Raw genomic sequence first — 22146 nt, forward strand, 5'->3', positions numbered from 1 at the left:
ATTTAAATTATTAAATATGGTGTTTATTATGAAAGATATCTATAATCAAATTTTAAAATTACAATTACAAATTAAATATCATAATTACATGTATCATACATTAGATTCTCCTATTATTTCAGATATTTTATATGATGAATTATATAATAAATTACTTCAATTAGAAAAATTATATTTTAAAAAAAAATCTTTAGATAAAAAAATAAAATTATTAGATCAAGTAGGAGCGAAAAAATTACATATTTTTACTGAATTTTTTCATAAAATTCCTATGCTTTCTTTAAGAAGTATAAATAATATTTCTGATTTTGATTTATTTGATAAAAAAATAAAGGAATATTTTAAACATATTAATGTTATTACATATTTTTGTGATTTTAAATTTGATGGATTAGCTGTTAATTTATTTTATAAAAATGGAATTTTAATTTCTGCTTCTACTCGTGGAAATGGTAGTGTCGGGGAAAATATTACAAAAAATATTTTAATGATTTCTTCAATTCCAAAAAAAATTGCAGGAAGCAATATTCCTAAAAAAATAGAAATACGTGGAGAAATATTTATGAGAAAATCTGATTTTTTTATTTTAAATCAATCTTGTAAATTAAGTGGAAAAAAAGAATTTTCTAATCCTCGTAATGCTGCTGCAGGCTCTGTTCGTCAGTTAAATCCAGAAATTGTAAAAAAAAGAAAGTTAAATTTTTTCGTGTATGGATTTGGATTATTTGATTATAATAAAAAAATTGATAGTCATTATCAAAGATTATTACAAATAAAAAAATGGGGTTTTCCATTATATAAAAATTATTGTGTATGTAAAAATAAAAAAGAAGTAATTCATTTTTATCATTATGCAAATAAAATTAGATCACAATTAGATTTTGAAATTGACGGGATAGTTATTAAACTAGATTCTATTAAATTACAAAATAATTTAGGTTGTATAGAAAAATATCCTAAATGGGCAATTGCATTAAAGTTTTTTTCTTTAGATAAAGAAACTAAAATTTTTAAAATATCATTTAAAGTTGGAAGAACGGGTATTATTACTCCTGTTGCTTATTTTTTTCCAATTAATCTTTTTGGTGTTTCTATAAGTAAAGCTTCATTATATAATATAAAAACAATAAAATTATTAGATATACGTCTTCATGATTATGTTACTGTATACCGTGCTGGTGATGTAATTCCGAAAATTAGAAATGTTTTAATACATAAAAGAAATAAATATACACAGAAGATAATTATTCCAACATACTGTCCTTCTTGTTGTACTAAATTGATTTTTTCTGATGATTTAAAAACATGTTATTGTCCTGCTAGTTTTTCTTGTTTTTCACAAAATGTTAAAAGATTAATTTATTTTTCTTCAAAAAATGGTTTAAATTTTAAAGGTTTAGGAAAAAAAAATATTATTAAATTAATAAATTATGGTTATTTATATACTCCTATTGATTTTTTTTCTTTAACAGTAAAGAAATTAAAAAATATATTTCGTATGGGAGACAAATTATCTGAAAAAATTATTAAAAATATTGCTTTTTCTAAAAGAGTTTCTTTAGATAAATTTATTTGTTCGTTAGGAATTTTTGGTGTTGGAACATCAATTGCTAAACGTTTAGCATATTATTATCGATCTGTAGAAAAATTTTTTAATACTAATTATGATACATTATCTAAAATTGATCATATTGGATATAATATTTCTAATGCAATTATTAGTTTTTTAAAAAATAAAAGTAATAGATCAATTATTTTAAAATTAATTAGAATACTAAATATTTTTATTTAATTTTATAAAAATATATTATTAAAAGTTTTGGGTCGTGCAGGATTTGAACCTGCGACCAATTGATTAAAAGTCAACTGCTCTACCAACTGAGCTAACGACCCTTATTAAAATATTTTTTTGGGTGATGACGGTTTCGAACCGCCGACCTTCTCCGTGTAAAGGAGAAGCTCTACCAACTGAGCTAATCACCCTTTTTTTTTTCTTTATTATTCTATTGTAGAACAGATATATTATGAGTCAATATATATTTTACTTATATTTGTTTATTTGGTTAAAAAATATACAAATATTAATGAAAATTATATATTTAATTTTATTTTTAATAATTTCATTATTTAAATTGAGTATTTATGAAAATTAAAACAAGATTTTCTCCAAGTCCAACTGGTTTACTTCATATGGGAGGAGTTCGTACTGCATTGTATTCATGGCTTTTTGCCCGTAAAAATAATGGTTCTTTTATTTTACGAATTGAAGATACTGATAAAAATAGAGTTAAAAATAATTCAGTACAAGATATTTTATATGGATTAAGATATTTACAATTAAATTGGGATGAAGGGCCATTTTTTCAAAGTAATAGAATTAATATATATAAAAATATAATATTATTTATGTTAAAAAAAGGTATTGCATATAAATGTTATTGTTCTAAAAATCGTCTAGATAAATTACGAAAAAATCAAATTTTAAATAAAAAAAAACCTAAATATGATAATAAATGTCGAAATAAAAATTTTTTTTTAAAAAAATCTAATATTCCTTATGTAATTCGTTTTAAGAATCCTACAAAAGGATTAGTAGAATTTAGAGATATGATTAGAGGAAAAATTAGTATTTCAAATAAAGAATTAGATGATTTAGTAATTCAAAGATCTAATGGAATGCCAACATATAATTTTTGTGTTGTAGTAGATGATTGGCAAATGAATATTACACATATTATCAGAGGTGAAGATCATATTCATAATACACCAAGACAAATTAATTTATTATCTTCTTTAAACGCATATATTCCTCAATATGCACATACATCAATGATTTTAGATAAAAAAAGAAAAAAACTATCTAAACGTTGTTCTTCATATAGTATTATTAATTATATTAATAATGGTTTTATACCTGAGGCTATTTTAAATTATGCTCTTCAATTAGGTTGGTCTTATAAAAATCAAGAAATATTTTCAATTAACGAAATGAAAAATATATTTAATATTAAGTATATTAATAAATCACCAAGCATTATAGATAAAAAAAAATTTTTATGGTTTAATCATTATTATTTAAACAATATATCTTTTAATTTAAAATATAAATATTTTTTTTCTTATTGTAAAAAAAATAATATTTTTTTTGACAAGGATGTAAATATATCTGGAGTTATAAAAGATTTCTTAGGTCGTCATAGTACTTTTAAAGATTTTATTCAAACATATGATTATTTTTATAAAGAAATTAATATTTCTAATATAAAAAATATATATTTATATAATAAATTAATTAATATTACTATATTGAAATTTTTATATAAGAAATTCAATTTGTTAAATAATTGGGATTTAAAAAATATTTTATTAATAATTAAAGAATCAATTTTATATTTTAAAATTTCTTTTAAGGAAATAGCTATTTTAATTAGAATTGTTATTACAGGAAAAAAACAAACACCTAGTATTTCTTCTATAATTTTTTATATAGGAAAAAAAAAATTTTTATTAAGAATTAAAAATTTTTTGAAATATCTGCAATTAAATAATTCAAATTTTAGTAAATAATTTTAAAATTATTCAAAACTTTATATTTTGATTCAATATATTTTTAATTATTATTAACATATTATATGTTAAAATATAAAAAATTTTTATATTAAATATTTTTATTTATTTATATTTTACATATAATATGTATTATAAATTATTTTAATAATTATAAATTTTATAATTATTAAAATTTTTATATTTTAATACTTGGTAAATAATTTTTTATATCTGTATATTCATAATTTCTTTATAAGCATCAATTAATTTATTTCGTGTTTCTAACAATATTTTTTTTTCTTCTTTTTTTGGATTTTCTTTTGGTTCAATAGTTTTATTTTTTTTTGTTTTTTCTGTTTGTTTTGTTATTGTGTTAAAAGTATTTTCTATTTCTGGTATTTGTAAGATTTTTTTCCATATTTTAAAAAAATTTTGACATGTGTTTTCTTGATTTACTTCATTTTGTTCAAAAATTTTAAGATTATTATTATTTATATAATTTGTTTTCATTAAGATTTTTCCTTTTTAAATATTATATATTCATGATAATATTTTTATATTATTATATATAATAATGCAATATTTACTTGTTTTTTTTTTAAATTATTTTTTGTTTTATTATTTCTGGAAAAGAACTATGAATTTTATTAAAAAATTATTTTTTCAAATAAAAAAGAAATTGAATTATCTTTTTTTTTGTATTTTAAAAAAAATCAAATATATTTTTTTTGTTTCTTTAATTAGTATAATTTCTATTATTTCAATTTTTTTATGGTCAAAAAAAGTTCATTATGTAGTGTTATATAATAATCTTTCCCAAGAAGATAGTAAATGGATAATATCAAGATTAAAAATTTTGCATATTCCTTATCGTTGTAATAATTCTTTTAAAACATTATTAGTTCCTGAAGATAAAATTAATATATTAAATTTGTCATTATTAAAAAATAACAATATCTTAAAAAAGAATTTTGGTTTTGAATTATTAGATAAAGAAAAATTTGGTATTAGTCAATTTCATGAACACATTAATTATCATAGAGGTTTAGAAGGAGAATTATCTAAGACCTTAGAACAAATTTTTCCTATACAATGTGCTCGTGTACATTTAGTTTGTAAAAAAGATACTGATTTTTTTGAAAATAATCAAATTCCTTCAGCTTCAGTAATTATTACCTTATTTCCTAATATGCATTTAACATATGAGCAAATTAATGCAATTATTTTATTAATTTCAGGAAGTGTTCCTGATTTATCTTCAGATAATATTGTTTTAGTTGATCAATTTGGAAATATATTAAATAAATATGATTTAAATCATACAAAGTTTTTTAATAATAGTCAATATAAAAAAATTACTATATTAGAAGAATATTATTCTCAACGTATTAAAGATATTTTACTTCCAATTTTAGATTCAAAAGATTTTGTTGTTCAAGTTACTACTAAATTAAAAAAAGATAATCATGCTTCTACATTTTCTGATAAAAATTATAATGTAAATCAAAAAATAGATAATTCTTTTATATCTCCAAATTTTAAAGAATTAAATATTAAAAATATTAAAATTACTGTATTAATTAATTATAAAAAAAATAATTCTGGTAAAATGGTTCCATTATCAAAAAATGAATTAAATAATATAGAAAATTTAGTTAAATCAGTAATTAATTTATCAAAAAATAAATTAAATAATATAGAAAATTTAGTTAAATCAGTAATTAATTTATCAAAAAATAAAGGTGATCGTATAAATTTGATTAATTATATGTTTTTAGATACTCCTAGTGTTATTGATGCATCTTATTCTTTAAAAAATAAAAATTTAAATTTTTCTTTAATTTTGTTTTATTTTTTTGTTTTTTTTCTGTTTTTTTTAATTTTAAAAAATATTTTTGATAGTTATATATTTAATAAAAATAAAAAAAAAAATATTATAAATATACCTGTAAAAGATAATAAAAAAAAAAAAATAATTAATGATATTAATAATCAATTAAATAATCAAGAAAAAAATAAGAATTATTTTTTATCAAAAAAAAATATTATTTTAAAAAAATCTAATTTAATAAAAGATATTATACAATATTGGATAAAGAAAAAATGATATATTTAAATGGTATACAAAAAAGTGTATTATTATTATTTTGTATAGATACTAAAGAAATAATTCATGTTTTAAAAAATTTTAAGAAATCAGAAATTAGTATATTAATTAATGCTATAATATCTTTTGATATACAATTAATTCGATATTCTAATAATATAATTTATGAATATTATAATATTCTGAAAAAAAATAGAATGTATACTTTTAATTTTAAAAAATATATAATTTCTATTTTAGAAAATGTTAAAAATTTAGATATATCGAAAAAATTATTGAAAAATTTTTCTATAAAAAATATTTTTTTAAATAATATATCTTTATTGGAATTATTAGGATCAAAAAATATTTTTTTTTTAATTAAAAAAGAAAATTTTAGTATTATTTCTTCTTTATTATTATATATGAATAATAAAATATTTTTGTCGATTTTATTATTTTTTAATACACACGATCGTTTAAAGATTTTAACTCGAATGATAAATTTTACTGGTTTAAATTATTTTGGTTTTACAGAATTAAATAAAATTGTTATATTTTTTTTGTATAAGTGCAATTGTTCTTTTTTAGAAAAAAATAGAATAGATAAAATTATAAATATTCTATATTTTTTTAAAAAAAAAAATATTATTAAATATATTAAAAATATAAATACATTATATCCAAAATATTTATATCTAACTATTAGTAAATATTTTAAATTTGAAAATATTTTAAATTTTTCTAATAAAAATATTAAATTTATTATTAAAAATAATAATATAAAAAATTTATGTATAATATTAAATATTTCTAATAATTTTATAAAAAAAAAATTTATTAGCAATATGTCAAGTATAGAATATAATTATTTCAAAAAATATATACAAAAAAATAATTGTATTTCATTTGAAAAAATGTATTTTAAAAAAAATTTATTATTAGAAAATATAAAAAGATATATACGTAATGGAAAAATATTAATAATATAAAATAGGTATTTCATATGAAAAATACTATAGAAAAAAATTCTTGGAAGAAATGGAAACCTAAAAAAGATAAAATAAGATTCAATTTTATTAATAAAAAAAAAAATAATATATCTAAAAATATTTTTTTTAAAGAAAATAATTTATATAATAAAAAAAATAATTCTAAAGATTTATTAGACATGTACATAAAAGGATATGAAAAAGGAATTATAGACGGATATCAAAAAGGTTATCAAATTGGCTGGATTCAAGGTTATTCTTCATTTGAAAATTTTTTTTTAAAAAATTTTAAATCTTGTATATATTTTCAATATATAGATTTTTTAAATCAATTTAAATATGCTATTAAAATTTTTAATAATAATTTTTCTAAACGTTTAACAAAAATTATATTTTGTATATCAAAAATTTTAATTGATGATATTTATTTAAAAAAAAAAAAATTTATAATAACAAGAATAAAAAAATTGACTCTTAATCCTAAATATATATTAAAAAAATTACAATTACATATTCATCCTAATAATTATAATTTTATTAAAAAAGAATTTGGTAAATTATTTTATAAATATAATTGGACAATTGTATTAAATGATACATTAGATATTAATAGTTATCGTATTTTTACAGATGATGGAGAAATAGATGCAACAATTAAATCTTTTTGGAATCAAATTAAAAATGCAACTAATTTATTGGATTAATATATATGAATTTTTTATTAAATTCCTGGTTTTATAATACTAATATTTTTGAAAAAAATTTATTAAATATTTCAAACAGTATATATATTGGTAAAGTATTAAGTGTTCATAGTTTAATAATAGAAGTTACTGGAATTTATTCTTCTATTGGAGAATATTGTTGGGTAGAATGTTTTTATAAAGGAATACAATCTACTATAATATGTAAAGTAATGGGTTTTAAAAAAAAAATATTTTTTTTAATACCAATACAAAATTCATATGGTATTTTTCCTGGTGCTAAGGTTTTTTCAGAAAATTATATTTTTAATAAAGATATAAAATTTCAATATTTTCCTTTTGGATCAAAATTATTAGGTAGAGTTTTAAATGGTTTTGGACATCCATTAGATAATTTAGGAGATTTAAATTTAAAAAAGAAATTATTCAATTTTTTTAAAAAAAAACCTATCAACCCGTTAAATAGAAAGCCTATTACAGAAATTTTAGATACTGGTGTATGCGCGATAAATAGTTTACTAACTGTAGGTCGTGGTCAAAGAATGGGAATTTTTTCTCAAGCTGGAATAGGTAAAAGTATGTTGTTAGGTATGATATCAAGGCATACTGATGCCGATATTATTGTTGTTTCTTTAGTTGGTGAACGAGGTAGAGAAGTAAAAGATTTTATTGATAATATTTTAGGTAAAGATAGTTTAAAAAAATCTGTAGTTATTGTATCATCTGCTGATGTTTCTCCAATGTTTAAAATTCAATCTGTAGAATATGCAACAGCAGTTGCTGAATATTTTTGTAATAAAGGAAATAATGTATTACTAATAGTAGATTCGTTAACTAGATATGCAATGGCTTATCGAGAAGTTTCAAATTCTTTATATGAAATTCCTGTTAAAAGGTATCCAGCTTCTATTTTTTCTAATATTCCGTATTTAATTGAAAGAACAGGTAATATTGATAATAAATCAGGTTCAATTACTTCATTTTATACTATTTTAACTGAAGGAGATGAATATAATGATCCTATATTAGATATAACAAAATCAGTATTAGACGGTCATATTATATTATCTAATGTTTTATCAGAATCAGGACATTATCCAGCTATTAATATTGAAAAATCTATTAGTAGACTAATGTCATCTATTGTAGATCATGATCATTATCAGTATTCTATTTATATAAAAAAATTAATTTCATGTTATTATAAAAATTACGATATAATTAATTTAGGAGTGTATACATCTGGAAAAAATAAATTATTAGATCAAGCTATTACTCTTTGGCCTTTTTTAGAAAAATTTTTACAACAAAAATTTTTAGATTGTTGTACTTATAATCAATCTATTTTAAAGTTAAAAAATTTATTAAAAATTATTTAATTAAATAATGGTATTATTATGAAAAATAAAGTTTTTTATATTGATATATTTAAAAAAAAATAAAAATTAATATTAAAAAAAATACAAATATTATTTATAGTTATAAAAAAAAAAAGAAAAAATTAAAAAAAAATTTATTTCTTTTAAAAAAATATTATAAAAAATATAGTTTTTTTTTATATAAAAAAATTATAAATGGAGCAAAAAAATATATTATTCAAATATATTTAAATTTTTTATTAAATTTGCAAAAAATTATAATTAAACAAAAATATTGGATCAATTATTTTTGTGATAAAATTCAAAAAAAAAATATATTATTTAAAAAATTATTTATACAATTAGAAAAATGGAAAATATTAGAATTACGTGTGAAAAATCGTATAAAAAAAGAAAATATTTTATTAGAAGGGCGTCAAGATAATATTTTATCTTCAAATGTTTTTTGTTTTTTATTATTGAAATAAAAATTTTTTATTAATATAATTTTTTATATCATTAATATTAATTTTTATATAAAATTAATATGTTTAAAGAGAAACATTAAACTATGATTATTAAAGAAAAAAAAAAATATCAAAAATTTCTCAGAAATCAATTTTTTTTATGAAAATATTAAAAAAAAATACATCTAAAAATATAATTTTTAAAAATTATATTTTATATAAACAAAATTTTTTTTTTAAAAATTTGTTTAATGATTTTTGTTTTTTTTTTAATAAAATTTTTAAAAAATTGTTTTTTTTTCCAATTAATATACAATTTTTAAAAAGTATATATAAGTATAATTTTAATTTAAATTATTTATTATATTCTAAATATAGAAGTAGATATTTTTTTTTAAATAATATTAAAAATAAATGTATATTATTAATTACAAATGATTTTTTTTCTATTTTTATTAATTCTATATTTGGAAATGTACATTTTAAAAAATATAAAAATTATAATAATAAAAAATTAACATTTAATGAAAAATATATTTTAGAGTTAATATTTAAAAAAATTTTTATTATATTAAATTATACTTTTTTAAAAAATATTATTGATATTAATAATACTTATAAATATAAAAAATTAGACAATTTATTTAAAAAGTCTGTTAGTAAAAAAAAATATATATGTTTTGTTTTTAGAATTAGTTTAAATAAAACATATAATAAATTAAAAATATATATACCAAGTTTTTTAATAAATACTATAAAGGAAAATGATAAATAAATTTTTTTATATGAAATATATATTATTTTAATTTTATTAAATTTTAATATTTTAAAATTTTAAAATATGAAACTTTTTTAAAGTTCAAGTATTTAATCAATTAAATAAAATATTATTTAATATTTTAGTAAAATATTTATATTTTATATAAATATTTTTAATAATAAAAATTATTTATAAAATTTTTTAGGAATAATTATATGATAGAAAATAATAAAAAAAAAATACAAAATAATAGTTTTAAAAAAAAATCTCATATAAAGAATTTAGACAATAAAATAAATAATAATAATGTAAATAAAATTATTAAAGAAAAAATATATATCAATAATTCTTATAAAACTAATGCTAATAAAGTATTATTTGATTCCTCAGCTCTTTCTTCTATTCCTGTTTATTTAACTATTGAATTAAGTAAAAAAAAAATTACTATTCAAGAATTATTACAATTTAAAAAAGGTTCTATTTTAGAATTAGAAGATAATATTAATAAACCATTAAATATTTTTATAAATAATTATCTTATTGCTATTGGAGAATTAGTTGTAAATAATGATTGTTATGGTGTACAAATTACAAAATTATTAACAAATAATGTTAAATAAATTTTAAATTTATTAATTAATTTATAATAATTAATTATGTATATAATAAAATTTTATTTTTAATAAAATATTATTATAATTATTTATTATATATATTTTAAAAATATATTAGTGTTTTTTTTTGTTATTTTTAATGTTTTTTAAATAAATTTAGGTGAATAATAATGATATATAATTGGAATAATTTTTTTTTGTTTTTTCCTTCAGTTTTTTTATTTGAAAAATTTTCTAATAACAAAATATGTTCTTTTATTCCAGATGAATTTAATTTATTAAATTTTTCTGTTAAATCTTCAGCAATATTAACTATAATAAGTTTTCTTCCTGCATGTATATTAATGATGACTTGTTTTACTAGAATTATTATTGTATTAAGTTTGCTAAGAACTGCATTAGGAGTACCATATTCCCCTCCTAATCAAATATTAATTGGATTATCTTTATTTTTAACTTTTTTCATTATGTCTCCAACATTAAATAAAATTTATAATACAGCTTTAATTCCTTTATATAAACATGAAATTAATACAGAAGTCGCATTAAAAAAAATTATTAAACCTATACATATATTTATGTTAAAACAAACTAGAAAATCTGATATTTCTGTATTTTGGAAATTAGCTAAAATTTCTTTTCCTATGAAAAAAGATAATATTCCTTTTTATATTTTATTACCTTCATTTATAATTAGTGAATTGAAAACTGCTTTTCAAATTGGTTTCACTGTTTTATTACCATTTTTAATTATTGATTTAGTAATTGCTAGTATTTTGATGTCTTTAGGAATAATGATGATTTCTCCTTCAACTATTTCTTTACCATTAAAATTAATATTATTTGTTTTATCAGATGGTTGGAAATTGTTAGTTGTATCTCTTGCAAAAAGTTTTTTTATTTAAAGTTTAATTTAAACTATATTAATCATTAAAGGTTTTATTATGAATCAAGAATTTTTAATTACATTATTTCAAGATTCTATTAAATTTGTTTTTTTAATATCAGTACCATGTTTAATACCAATCTTATTAATTGGTATTTTAATTAGTTTTTTACAATCAATTACACAAATTCATGAACAAACATTATCATTTATACCAAAAATTTTATCTATTTTTCTTTCTCTCATTTTTTTTGGACCATGGATGTTACAGTTGACTATTCAATATATAAGAAATATTTTTTATATAATATCAACGGTTAATTAATCATTATGATAAATAATTTATTCAATAAATTTTATTTTTTAATTAATAATAATATTATTTTCATCATGGCTCGTGTTTTTTCGTTATTGTTTTATTTAAAAATATTTCAGAATATTAAAATTAATTATTTTACTAAAATAATAATTATTTATTTATTAAGTAGTCTATTAATACCATTTATTTCTGTATATAAAAATAATTTTTGTACAATTGATTTTTTTTTGATTTTTTTAAATCAAATATTTATAGGTATTGTTTTAGGTTTTTTAATTAAAAATGTATTATTTGGTTTATTTTTTATTGGTGAAATTTTTAGTTTACAAATTGGTTTATCATCTTTAAATTTTTTCTATTTTGATAAAAATACTTATTCTTTAATTTTTTCAAATTTATTTAGTATTTTTTTTTTATTTACATTTTTTATTTGTAATATGCATTTAAAATTATTGGTTCTTTTAATACACAGTTTTGAAATATATCCATTAAATAATTTTATTTTTTATAAAAAAATTTTTTTTTATATAGTAAATTTTTTAAATATTATATTTTTTCAAAGTGTGTCTTTTATATTACCAATTCTGTTTTTTTTTTTAATTTTATATATAACTTATATTTTTATAAATAAATTAATACCAAAAGTTTCTTTTTTTTCTTCTTTTATGATTATTGTTTTTTTTTTTGGAATGTTTATATTAAAATATTTTTTTTATAATTTTTATCTTTTTAATAAAATTTTAATGAATGTTTTTTTAAATTATTTTAAAAAAAATATTATAAAAAAATTTTATATTTCCTTAAAATATTAAATGAAATAAATAAAAAATTTATTTAAAAAAAAATACAATTTTTAATTAATATATATAATTATTTTTATATATTTAATTTATTGGAGATCTTTTATAGATCTCCAATAATAATTTGTATTTTATATTAAATTTTTTTTTCTTGATATATAACGTGTTTTTTAATTATAGGATCATATTTTTTAAGTGATAATTTGTTTATTTGATTTTTTTTGTTTTTTGTAGTTGTATAAAAATGTTTACTTCCACTTGATGAAATTAATTTTATTTTTATTCTATTTGTTTTAGCCATTTTTTCCTATTTTATATAATATATTTTTTATATATTTTTGAAATTCCAAATTTATTAATCATTCGAATTCCCTTTTTTGTTATTCTGATTCGTATTTTTTTTTTTTTTTCTGGTAGCCAGAAGGTATGGTATTGAATATTTAAAGAGAATTTTTTTTTTGTTGCATTCATTGCATGTGAGCGATTTTGTCCTAACATAGATTTTTTTTTAGTAATTTGACAGATTTTAGGCATAGATAATCCTATTTAAAATAAAATATTTGTATAAAGAATATATTTAATTTTTAAAAAATATATATTTAAATAATTCTTTGTATTTATTTAATGTAAGAAAATTTTTAATTAAAATTATTTATTACATAGATTATATCTATTTACAGAATCTATAATTGTTGATTTTGCCATTTTTGAATCTTCCCATCCATTTATTTTTACCCATTTATTTTTTTCTAAATTTTTGTAATTTTGAAAAAAATGAATTATTTTTTCTTTTATTGAATTAGATAGTTCATTAATATCATTGATTTTTTTATATTCATTGGTTATTTTTTTATGCGGTACCATTATTATTTTTTCATCTATTCCAGATTCATCTTCCATATTTAACATTCCAATTGGTTTACATCTAATAATTGATTTTGGTTGAATTGGATATAAAGTAGGTACTAAAATATCTAATGGATCTCCATCTAATGAAAGCGTTTGATTAATAAATCCATAATTACATGGATAAAACATAGTGGTTGGTATGAATCTATCAACATACAACATATTAAAAGATTTATTTAGTTCATATTTTATTGGTTTTGAGAAGGCTGAAATTTCAATAATTCCGTATATATCATAAGGTGGATTTTTTCCTGCAGGAACATTTATTATATTTTTCATTTTAAATATTATTTTTTATTATAAATAATAATTTGTAAATTTTTATGCATATAAATGTTTATTTAAATTATTATTTGTTTTTCAAAATCATAATTATAATTAATTTATAATTATGAATAATTTAGAAAAATATTTTAATTTTAAAATTTTTAAAAATAAAATATATTCAGAATAATAAACATATATTTTAACATAAATATATATAAATAATGTTATAAATAATATTCATATATTAAATTAAAAGATTAATATAGTAATTACTTTTTATAAAATATATAATGATATAGTTAATTTAGTATTACTTTTTTTTAAAAAAGTAATAATTTACTTTAATAAAAATCTTGTTAATAGAATTATTAAAATTTAAAAAAAATATTACTTAATATATTAAAGAAAATTAATAAATACGAATAGTATTAACTACTATAGTTATTTTAAATAGTTTAATAATTTATACATAAAAATTTTTATTTTTAGTATATTTAGTAATTTTTTATTAAAGAAATATATAAATTGATTAATTAATTGATTAATATTTTTAAAGATATAATGTCTAATTTAGTTTAATTTTATTAGATATAGAAAATTTATTTTATAATGAAAAAATAAATTTTTTTATTTATGTTAAACTTTTTAAACAAAAAAAATTTTTTTTGTTAAATATTTTAAAATTTTTTTTTTAGAAAAAAAATATTATTTAATTTATTTAATAGTAAAGGATTTTTTAAAGTAAAAAAAAAATATAGAAAAGGTATTTAAAAATTTAGTTATTAAATATATATTCTTTAAATTATGTCAACATGAAAAATACTAGATATTTTAGTAGAACTTATAATTAGTTTATTATAAGTAATAATTCTATAAAATTTTTTAATTTAATATTATTAATAATTAATATAAAATTATTATTAATTATAGAATTATTCTAATATAAATTAAATTTTTTAATAGATAATTATTCTAAAAGAAAAATGTAGTTTTTAAATAGGAAATTAAACTATATAATATCTTTTTAATAAAAGTATTTTTTTAGTAGTTTAATCAAATATATAGTTTATTTTTTTTTATATTATCAATTATTGTAATAAAAAATTGTATTTTATTTTTATTTTATTATAAGAAAAATTTAAATTATAGAATAATAATAATATATATATGAATATATATATTATTTTTTTAAAAAAAGATAAGTTAATTTATAAGCCGGGTTCTGTTTACACAGTCATTTATCCAGATTAATAATCACTTATTAATTCAAGCAGCTTACCCGAAGATAAGTACAGGCTATACTCTTCTTATTTAGCCTTGCTCCAGACGGATGTTTACCTAGCCAAAATTGTTACCAATTCTGCGGTACGCTTTTACCGAACCTTTTCACCTGTATCTATTAAATTATATAGATAGTTTATTTTCTGTGGCACTAGTCGTAAGATTTCTCTTCCCAGACGTTATCTGGCGTCTTGCCTTACGGAGCCCGGACTTTCCTCTATTTAATATAGAAATATTAAATAGCGACTGTTCAACTAACTTTATCATTTTTTTTTTTAATAATTTTATTATATAATATATTTTTATTAAATCTACATATTTTTGCAGTTATTTTAATTGCTTTTGATAAACTCATTTCTTTTTTTAATATTGATAATGTTTGTAATATTTTTGAAGAAATTTTTTTTTTTTTATTTTTAATACCATTAATTATTATTAAAATTTCTCCTTTTTTCCAATAATTATTTTTTTTTATTTTTTTTAAAAATTTTTGAGTTGTCCCGGTTTTTATTTTTTCCCATTTTTTTGTTAATTCTTTAGAGATTGATATTTTTTTTTTAGGACCCATAATTTTTTTTATTAATTTAATTGTATTAATTAATCTTTTAGGTGATTCATATAGAATAGTTGTACGTTTTTCATTATTTAAAGAGTATATTTTTTTTTTTAGTTTTTTTTTTTTTTTTGGTAAAAATCCTTCATAACAAAATCGATTAGTTTTTAAACCTGAAGAAATTAATGCAGAAATTGCAGCACATGCTCCCGGTAACGGAACAACTCTAATATTATTAGAATATGCTTGTTTGACTAATAAATATCCAGGATCATTAATCAAAGGAGTTCCAGCATTTGAAACTAGAGCAAGATTTTTTCCATCTTTTAACATTTTAATATATTTTTTTGTTTTTAATTTTTCATTAACTAAGTGATATGAAAACATTTTTTTTATAATAAAAAATTTTTTCAATAAAATAGAAGTATATTTTTTATTTTCAGAAATAATAAAATCTACTTTTTTTAAAATATTAATAGATCGATATGTTATATCTAATATATTGCCAATAGGTGTAGGTACAATGTATAATAATCCTAAATTATTTTTTTTTTATACATAATTTTATAAATCTTTATTATTGTTAAGAATATAATATGAGAATATTAATTAATAATTAATTCAAATGTTAATTTAAATATTAATTTAAATAAATAATTTTATTATAACATATTTAAAAAAACAAAAAATAATATATTATATAAATTATTAATATTTTATTAATTTAATATAAAAATTTTAAATTTAATTTCATATATTATTTTATAAAATGAATATTGTTTGTTTTATAAAAATTATGTATTAGTAAATAGGAAAATAATTTTTGAAAAGAATAGTTATTACGGGATTTGGTATTTTATCAAGTTTAGGTAGTTCTGAAAAAAATATTTTTAAATCATTAAAATATGGTCTTTCTGGAATAGAATTTTCTCAAGAAATGAAAAATTATGGTTTATATAGTACAGTTTGGGGAAATATATCAAAAAAAAAAATTAGTAAAATACCTAGAAAATATTTGAGATTTATGAATTTAGCATCGATATATTCATATCTTTCTATGAAAGATGCTATTACAAGTAGTAATTTAGATACTGAAATATTTATGAAAAATCCTAGAGTGGGAATTATTATTGGATCAGGAAGTGGATCTACTCAATTCTATAAATCAATTTTTAAAAGAATACATAATAATTCTAATTATTTAAGTCCTTATGCTGCAATTCAAAATATGTCATCTTCTATTTCTGCTTGTTTAGGATCTTTTTTTAAAATTTATGGAATGAGTTATTCTGTAAGTTCAGCTTGTGCAACTTCAGCCCACTGCATTGCTCATGCTTATGAACTTTTAACTACTGGAAAACAGGATATAATTTTTGCAGGTGGTGCGGAAGAATTAAGTGTAGAATTAGCATGTCAATTTGATGCAATGAAAATATTATCCTCTAAATTTAATAATACACCCGAATTATCTTCTAGAGCATTTGATAAATATAGAGATGGATTTGTGATTTCAGGTGGTAGTGGAATTTTAGTATTAGAAGAATTAAATTTTGCATTATCACGAAATGCTAATATATATGCAGAAATTATTGGATATGGTACATCTTGTGATGGAAATAGTATTACTTTACCATCTGGTGATGGTTTTATACGCTGCATGAGAAATGCATTAAAAAATATTACAGAATCAGTAGATTATATAAATGCTCATAGCACATCAACACAAATTGGTGATATTAAAGAATTAATGGCTATTAAAAAAGTTTTTAAAAAATATGATTATCTTCCATATATATCCTCTACTAAATCTATTACAGGTCATTCTTTAGGAGCATCAGGTGTACAAGAAATTATTTATACTATTTTAATGTTAAAATATGGTTTTATTGCTCCTAGTATTAATATAGAATGTTTAGATGAAAGAATTTATAATATGAATATTGTAAAGAATAGAATTAACAAAATTATTAATATTGCAATTTCAAATAGTTTTGGTTTTGGTGGTACAAATGTTTGTTTAGTGATTAAAAGATTTAATAGATATTAAAATAACTTTTATATTAAAAAAATTTTTTTTAAAAATATAAATAGTTTTTATTAAAAATTTTTTATTATAAAATTATATTTATAATATATAAATTATTTTATTAATAATAAAATAATTTAGGTTTTTATTGATTTTAAATGATTTTAAGAATTAAATATTATTTTTTTGTATATATTTATACTATAAGGTTAAACATATGAATCAATTAGAATATTTAAAGAAATATACTACAGTAGTAGTAGATAGTGGTGATATAAATTATATAAAAAAATATCAACCAAATGATGCAACAACAAATCCAACATTGATTTTAAAAAGTGTTTTATCTAATAAATATAATTATATAATTGATAATTCTATTCAATATGCTAAAGATATTGGAGGTAATAAATTAACACAAGTTAAAAATGCCAGTGATATGATTTCTGTAGGATTTGGTATTGAAATTTTAAAATATATTCCAGGATATATATCAACTGAAATTGATGCTCGATTATCATTTAATACTAAAAAATGTGTCTCAAAAGCTATTAAGTTAATAAAATTATATAACAATAATGGAATTGATACTTCAAGGGTATTAATTAAATTAGCTGCTACTTGGGAATGTATAGAAGCTGCACGTCAGTTAAAAAAAATAGGAATATTATGTAATTTGACATTATTGTTTTCTTTTGCTCAGGCTCGTGCATGTGCTGATGCGGATGTATTTTTGATATCTCCTTTTGTAGGTAGAATTTATGATTGGTATCAAAAATTTAATTTAAATTCTCCATATTGCTCTAATACTGATCCTGGTGTAATAGCATTAAAAAAAATATTTTTTTATTATAAAAAATATGGTTATAAAACTATTATTATGGGTGCTAGTTTTCGAAAATTAGAACAAATACAAGAATTAGTTGGTTGTGATCGTATAACTATTTCATTAGATTTATTAAAACAATTAAGTATGAAAAAAGATATTTTAATAAAAAAATTAGATGTAAAAAAGATTACTAAAGTTAATACTAAACCTAATGCATTATCAGAATCTGAATTTCGATTTTTACATAATGAAGACGCTATGGCGGTAGAAAAATTATCTGAAGGTATTCGTCAGTTTAGTAGTGATCAACAAGAATTAGAAAATTTTTTATTTGATAAATTATAATTACTTTATTATTTTAAAAAATTATTTTTATATATAAGGAAGGTATATGTTATCTAGAAAAGATTTATCAAATGCATTAAGATTTTTAAGTATAGATGCTATTCAACAAGCTCAATCTGGTCATCCAGGTGCTCCTATGGGAATGGCGGACATTGCTGAAGTATTATGGAGAGATTTTTTAAAACATAATCCGAATAATCCTGCTTGGTTTAATAGAGATAGATTTATTTTATCTAATGGACATGCTTCTATGCTTTTATATAGTTTATTACATCTTTCCGGATATAATATATCTATAGAAGATTTAAAAAATTTTAGAAATTGTTATTCTAAAACACCTGGTCACCCTGAAATTAATTGTACGCCTGGAGTAGAAATTACTACTGGACCATTAGGTCAAGGTTTAGCTTCAGGTATAGGAATGGCTATTTCAGAAAAATTATTAGCGCAATATTTTAATAGAGAAAATTTTAATATTATTGATCATTATACTTGGATTTTTGTAGGTGATGGATGTTTAATGGAAGGTATTTCTCATGAATCTTGTTCTTTAGCAGGTACTTTAAGTTTAGGTAAATTAATTGTTTTTTATGATAAAAATGGTATTTCTATTGATGGTGAAATTTCCGATTGGTTTACTGATGATACAAAAAAACGTTTTTTATCATATAATTGGCATGTAATAGAAATTAATGGTCATGATTCAGAAGAAATTTCAAAAGCTATAATAATTGCTAAAAAAAATATTTTACAACCTTCTCTAATTATTTGTAATACTATTATTGGATTTGGTTCACCAAATAAATCTGGAAAATCTTCTGTTCATGGAGCTCCTTTAGGGAGAAACAAGAAAGTATTGTTAACACGTAAAAAATTAAAATGGTCTTATGCTCCTTTTTTTATTCCAAAAAATATTTATAAATTATGGAATGCTTGTGATTCTGGAAATAAAGCAGAAGAAAAATGGAATAATCTGTTTAATAAATACAAAAAAAAATATTTAGATTTATCAAATGAATATATTCGTCGTATTAATAATATATTACCTAATAACTTTAATGAGATAATAAGGAAATTATTATTTAATTTTAATCATTCATTAACGAATTGTTCTACACGAGAAGCATCACAAAAAGTTTTAGAAAATATCGGAAAATTTTTACCTGAATTACTCGGAGGTTCAGCTGACTTAGCGCCTAGTAATTTAACTAAATGGTCTGGATCTAAGTCTATTAAAAAATATTTAAGAGGAAATTATATTCATTATGGAGTAAGAGAATTTGGAATGACGGCTATTGCTAATGGTATTTATCATCATGGTGGTTTTATTCCTTATACGGCTACATTTTTAGTATTTGTAGATTATGCACGTAATGCAATACGTATGTCTGCATTAATGAAAACAAAACAAATATTTATTTATACTCATGATTCTATTGGATTAGGAGAAGATGGTCCAACGCATCAACCTATAGAACATATTTCTTCTTTAAGAAATATACCGAATCTAAGTGTTTGGAGACCTTGTGATTCTGTAGAAACTGCTGTTTCTTGGTATTATGGAATAAAAAGAAAAGATGGTCCTACAGCTATAATATTATCTAGACAGAATATAAAACAATATTTAAAAACAAATGATCAAATCAAACTTGTTTTTAAAGGTGCTTATATTTTAAGAGAATATGGGACAAATATTGATTTAATTATTATCGCAACTGGATCAGAAATACCTTTAGCTATAAAAGTAGCAAAAAAATTATATGAGTTAAATTATAATATTCGAGTTGTATCCATGGTATCTACTGACTGTTTTGATAATCAAAATTTAAAATATCGTGAATTAGTTTTACCAGATTCAATATATAATCGAGTATCTATTGAAGCTGGCATTAGTGATTATTGGTATAAATATATAGGTTTTAAAGGTATTAGAATAGGAATTGATTCTTTTGGAGAATCTGGACCAGGAAATAAATTATTTAAATTGTTTGGTTTTTCAGTAAAGAAAATTGTTTTACGTATTATTAAAAAATTTTTTAGTTAAAAATTTTTTATAAGTTCAATAAAATAAAAATAGAATTTCTTTATTTTAAATATTTAAATTATATATAAATAACATTAGGATATATATTTATGCATACTAATGTTTTAAATCTTTCAAAAAAATTAATTAATATATCTTCAATTAGTCCTCGAGATTTAGGTTGTCAAGAGATTTTAATTAAACGTCTTCAATTATTGGGATTTTTTATAGAACGAATAAATTTAAAAGATACAAAAAATTTTTGGGCTTATAGAGGAAAGGGAAAGACAGTGACTTTTTTAGGTCATACTGATGTTGTTCCAGCTGGAAGTACTAGAAAGTGGAAAACTTCACCATTTGTAGCAACTATAAAAGATGGTAAGTTATTTGGTAGAGGTTCAGCTGATATGAAGGGTTCTATTGCAGCTATGTTAATTGCAGTAGAAAATTTTATTAAAAAATTTCCGAATCATAAAGGTCGAATATCATTTTTAATAACTTCTGATGAAGAAACTTCAGGAAAAAACGGAATTAGAAAAGTCGTTTCAATATTAAAAGAAAAAAAAGAAGTAATTGATTTTTGTTTAGTAGGAGAACCTACTAGTGAAAAAATTTTAGGAGATTGTGTTAAAAATGGTCGACGAGGATCTCTTTCAGCAGATTTAATGATTTATGGTACTCAAGGACATATAGCCTATCCAAAATTATTTTTAAATCCTATTCATAATTCTATTCCATTTTTATTAGATTTGTCTAATTTAATTTTTGATAAAGGTAATTTATTTTTTGAACCTACAAGTATTCAAATTTCTAAAATATTTTCTGAAAAAAATTGTACATTAAATATGATTCCAGGAGAATTAAGAGTTTTTTTTAATATTCGTTTTAATACTTTAGTAAATAAAAAAAAAATAATAAGAATTGTAGAAAATTTATTAAATAAATATTTAATAAAATATTCTATTTTTTGGACATATCATGCAAAACCATTTTTATCATCATCGAATTTTCTTTTAAATTTATTAACTAAATGTATATATAAACATACAAATATTATTCCAAAAATTAAAAATAATGGTGGTACTTCTGATGCACGATTTATTTTTAATTTAACTGATAAAATAATAGAATTTGGTTTACCGAATTTAACTATTCATAAAGTTAATGAATATGTGTATATTAATGATTTATTAAAATTACAAAATATTTATTATAGTTTTTTAGAAAAGTTATTATTATGATCTTCTTTTAGAAGATATTTTTAGAATTGATATTTTCATGCAATGATAAATTTTTATCATTGCATAAAATATATTTTTTTTAAAATAATAAATATTTTATATAGTATAATATACTCTATATAAATATAGATAATATG

Annotated in this window: 21 protein-coding genes, 2 tRNA genes and 1 other RNA gene; 16 read left to right on the forward strand and 8 right to left on the reverse strand. The window is 18.4% G+C overall.

What is annotated here, in order from left to right; all coding sequences use genetic code 11:
- Positions 1-28: 28 nt before the first annotated feature.
- Positions 29-1792 (forward strand): NAD-dependent DNA ligase LigA, encoded by a 1764-nt coding sequence (gene ligA / locus BCC_RS00235; RefSeq protein ID WP_011672439.1) that lies wholly within the window; start codon positions 29-31, stop codon positions 1790-1792.
- A gap of 28 nt (positions 1793-1820) precedes the next feature.
- Here ligA and BCC_RS00240 read toward each other — a convergent pair.
- Positions 1821-1893: transfer RNA gene (locus BCC_RS00240), tRNA-Lys, on the reverse strand.
- A gap of 17 nt (positions 1894-1910) precedes the next feature.
- Positions 1911-1983: transfer RNA gene (locus BCC_RS00245), tRNA-Val, on the reverse strand.
- Between the two features lie 159 nt (positions 1984-2142).
- Between BCC_RS00245 and gltX the strand changes: the two genes are divergently transcribed.
- The gene (gene gltX / locus BCC_RS00250; RefSeq protein ID WP_011672440.1) at positions 2143-3567 is read left to right on the forward strand and encodes a glutamate--tRNA ligase; all 1425 of its coding nucleotides are present in this window, start codon (positions 2143-2145) and stop codon (positions 3565-3567) included.
- A gap of 207 nt (positions 3568-3774) precedes the next feature.
- Here gltX and BCC_RS00255 read toward each other — a convergent pair whose 3' ends face one another.
- Positions 3775-4059 carry a flagellar hook-basal body complex protein FliE gene (locus BCC_RS00255; protein WP_041749132.1) on the reverse strand — a complete coding sequence of 95 codons (285 nt, stop codon included), beginning with the start codon at positions 4057-4059 and terminating at the stop codon, positions 3775-3777.
- A 127-nt stretch (positions 4060-4186) separates the two neighbouring features.
- Here BCC_RS00255 and fliF point away from each other — a divergent pair, with 127 nt between their 5' ends.
- The 10 genes from fliF to BCC_RS00305 all read left to right on the forward strand — a co-directional run bounded on the left by fliF (position 4187) and on the right by BCC_RS00305 (position 12547).
- Positions 4187-5656 (forward strand): flagellar basal-body MS-ring/collar protein FliF, encoded by a 1470-nt coding sequence (gene fliF, locus BCC_RS02050; protein WP_011672441.1) that lies wholly within the window; start codon positions 4187-4189, stop codon positions 5654-5656.
- Entirely contained in the window at positions 5653-6627 is a 975-nt protein-coding gene (locus BCC_RS00265) for a FliG C-terminal domain-containing protein (RefSeq protein ID WP_011672442.1), read from the forward strand. Before fliF ends, BCC_RS00265 begins: the two co-directional genes overlap by 4 nt.
- A 14-nt stretch (positions 6628-6641) precedes the next feature.
- Positions 6642-7331: a FliH/SctL family protein gene (locus BCC_RS00270; protein ID WP_011672443.1), complete on the forward strand. Its 690-nt coding sequence runs from the start codon at positions 6642-6644 to the stop codon at positions 7329-7331.
- Positions 7332-7336: 5 nt separating this feature from the next.
- On the forward strand, positions 7337-8710 hold the full coding sequence (locus BCC_RS00275; protein ID WP_011672444.1) for a FliI/YscN family ATPase: 1374 nt from the start codon (positions 7337-7339) through the stop codon (positions 8708-8710).
- Positions 8711-8955: 245 nt separating this feature from the next.
- Positions 8956-9177: a hypothetical protein gene (locus tag BCC_RS00280; RefSeq protein ID WP_041749134.1), complete on the forward strand. Its 222-nt coding sequence runs from the start codon at positions 8956-8958 to the stop codon at positions 9175-9177.
- Between the two features lie 139 nt (positions 9178-9316).
- Positions 9317-9931, forward strand: coding sequence for a hypothetical protein (locus BCC_RS00285; RefSeq protein WP_041749135.1), 615 nt, complete (start codon positions 9317-9319; stop codon positions 9929-9931).
- A gap of 200 nt (positions 9932-10131) precedes the next feature.
- Entirely contained in the window at positions 10132-10536 is a 405-nt protein-coding gene (locus BCC_RS02055; RefSeq protein WP_011672445.1) for a FliM/FliN family flagellar motor switch protein, read from the forward strand.
- Between the two features lie 164 nt (positions 10537-10700).
- Entirely contained in the window at positions 10701-11435 is a 735-nt protein-coding gene (fliP, locus tag BCC_RS00295) for a flagellar type III secretion system pore protein FliP (RefSeq protein WP_011672446.1), read from the forward strand.
- A gap of 39 nt (positions 11436-11474) precedes the next feature.
- The gene (gene fliQ / locus BCC_RS00300) at positions 11475-11741 is read left to right on the forward strand and encodes a flagellar biosynthesis protein FliQ (protein ID WP_011672447.1); all 267 of its coding nucleotides are present in this window, start codon (positions 11475-11477) and stop codon (positions 11739-11741) included.
- Between the two features lie 65 nt (positions 11742-11806).
- Positions 11807-12547 (forward strand): flagellar biosynthetic protein FliR, encoded by a 741-nt coding sequence (locus BCC_RS00305; RefSeq protein WP_187284226.1) that lies wholly within the window; start codon positions 11807-11809, stop codon positions 12545-12547.
- A gap of 124 nt (positions 12548-12671) precedes the next feature.
- Here BCC_RS00305 and rpmG read toward each other — a convergent pair whose 3' ends face one another.
- From rpmG to rsmI, 5 genes are all read right to left on the reverse strand, one after another.
- Positions 12672-12836, reverse strand: a complete 165-nt coding sequence (gene rpmG / locus BCC_RS00310) for a 50S ribosomal protein L33 (protein WP_011672449.1) — start codon at positions 12834-12836, stop codon at positions 12672-12674.
- An 11-nt stretch (positions 12837-12847) separates the two neighbouring features.
- Positions 12848-13069, reverse strand: coding sequence for a 50S ribosomal protein L28 (gene rpmB, locus BCC_RS00315; RefSeq protein WP_011672450.1), 222 nt, complete (start codon positions 13067-13069; stop codon positions 12848-12850).
- Between the two features lie 114 nt (positions 13070-13183).
- Positions 13184-13723 (reverse strand): inorganic diphosphatase, encoded by a 540-nt coding sequence (gene ppa / locus BCC_RS00320; RefSeq protein WP_011672451.1) that lies wholly within the window; start codon positions 13721-13723, stop codon positions 13184-13186.
- 1183 nt (positions 13724-14906) lie between these two features.
- Positions 14907-15254: RNase P RNA component class A (gene rnpB, locus BCC_RS02080), an RNA gene on the reverse strand.
- Complete coding sequence (gene rsmI / locus BCC_RS00325; RefSeq protein WP_011672452.1) at positions 15243-16070, reverse strand: 16S rRNA (cytidine(1402)-2'-O)-methyltransferase; 828 nt, start codon at positions 16068-16070, stop codon at positions 15243-15245. The genes rnpB and rsmI overlap by 12 nt, the downstream gene beginning before the upstream one ends.
- A gap of 298 nt (positions 16071-16368) precedes the next feature.
- Between rsmI and BCC_RS00330 the strand changes: the two genes are divergently transcribed.
- From BCC_RS00330 to dapE, 4 genes are all read left to right on the forward strand, one after another.
- Positions 16369-17592 (forward strand): beta-ketoacyl synthase N-terminal-like domain-containing protein, encoded by a 1224-nt coding sequence (locus BCC_RS00330; protein WP_011672453.1) that lies wholly within the window; start codon positions 16369-16371, stop codon positions 17590-17592.
- 196 nt (positions 17593-17788) lie between these two features.
- Positions 17789-18745 carry a transaldolase gene (gene tal, locus BCC_RS00335; protein WP_011672454.1) on the forward strand — a complete coding sequence of 319 codons (957 nt, stop codon included), beginning with the start codon at positions 17789-17791 and terminating at the stop codon, positions 18743-18745.
- 46 nt (positions 18746-18791) lie between these two features.
- Positions 18792-20789 carry a transketolase gene (tkt, locus tag BCC_RS00340; protein ID WP_011672455.1) on the forward strand — a complete coding sequence of 666 codons (1998 nt, stop codon included), beginning with the start codon at positions 18792-18794 and terminating at the stop codon, positions 20787-20789.
- 89 nt (positions 20790-20878) lie between these two features.
- Positions 20879-22009, forward strand: a complete 1131-nt coding sequence (dapE, locus tag BCC_RS00345) for a succinyl-diaminopimelate desuccinylase (RefSeq protein WP_011672456.1) — start codon at positions 20879-20881, stop codon at positions 22007-22009.
- Positions 22010-22146 lie beyond the last annotated feature (137 nt).

The sequence above is a fragment of the Buchnera aphidicola BCc genome, assembly GCF_000090965.1.
In the GTDB taxonomy this organism is placed as follows: domain Bacteria; phylum Pseudomonadota; class Gammaproteobacteria; order Enterobacterales; family Enterobacteriaceae; genus Buchnera_F; species Buchnera_F aphidicola_F.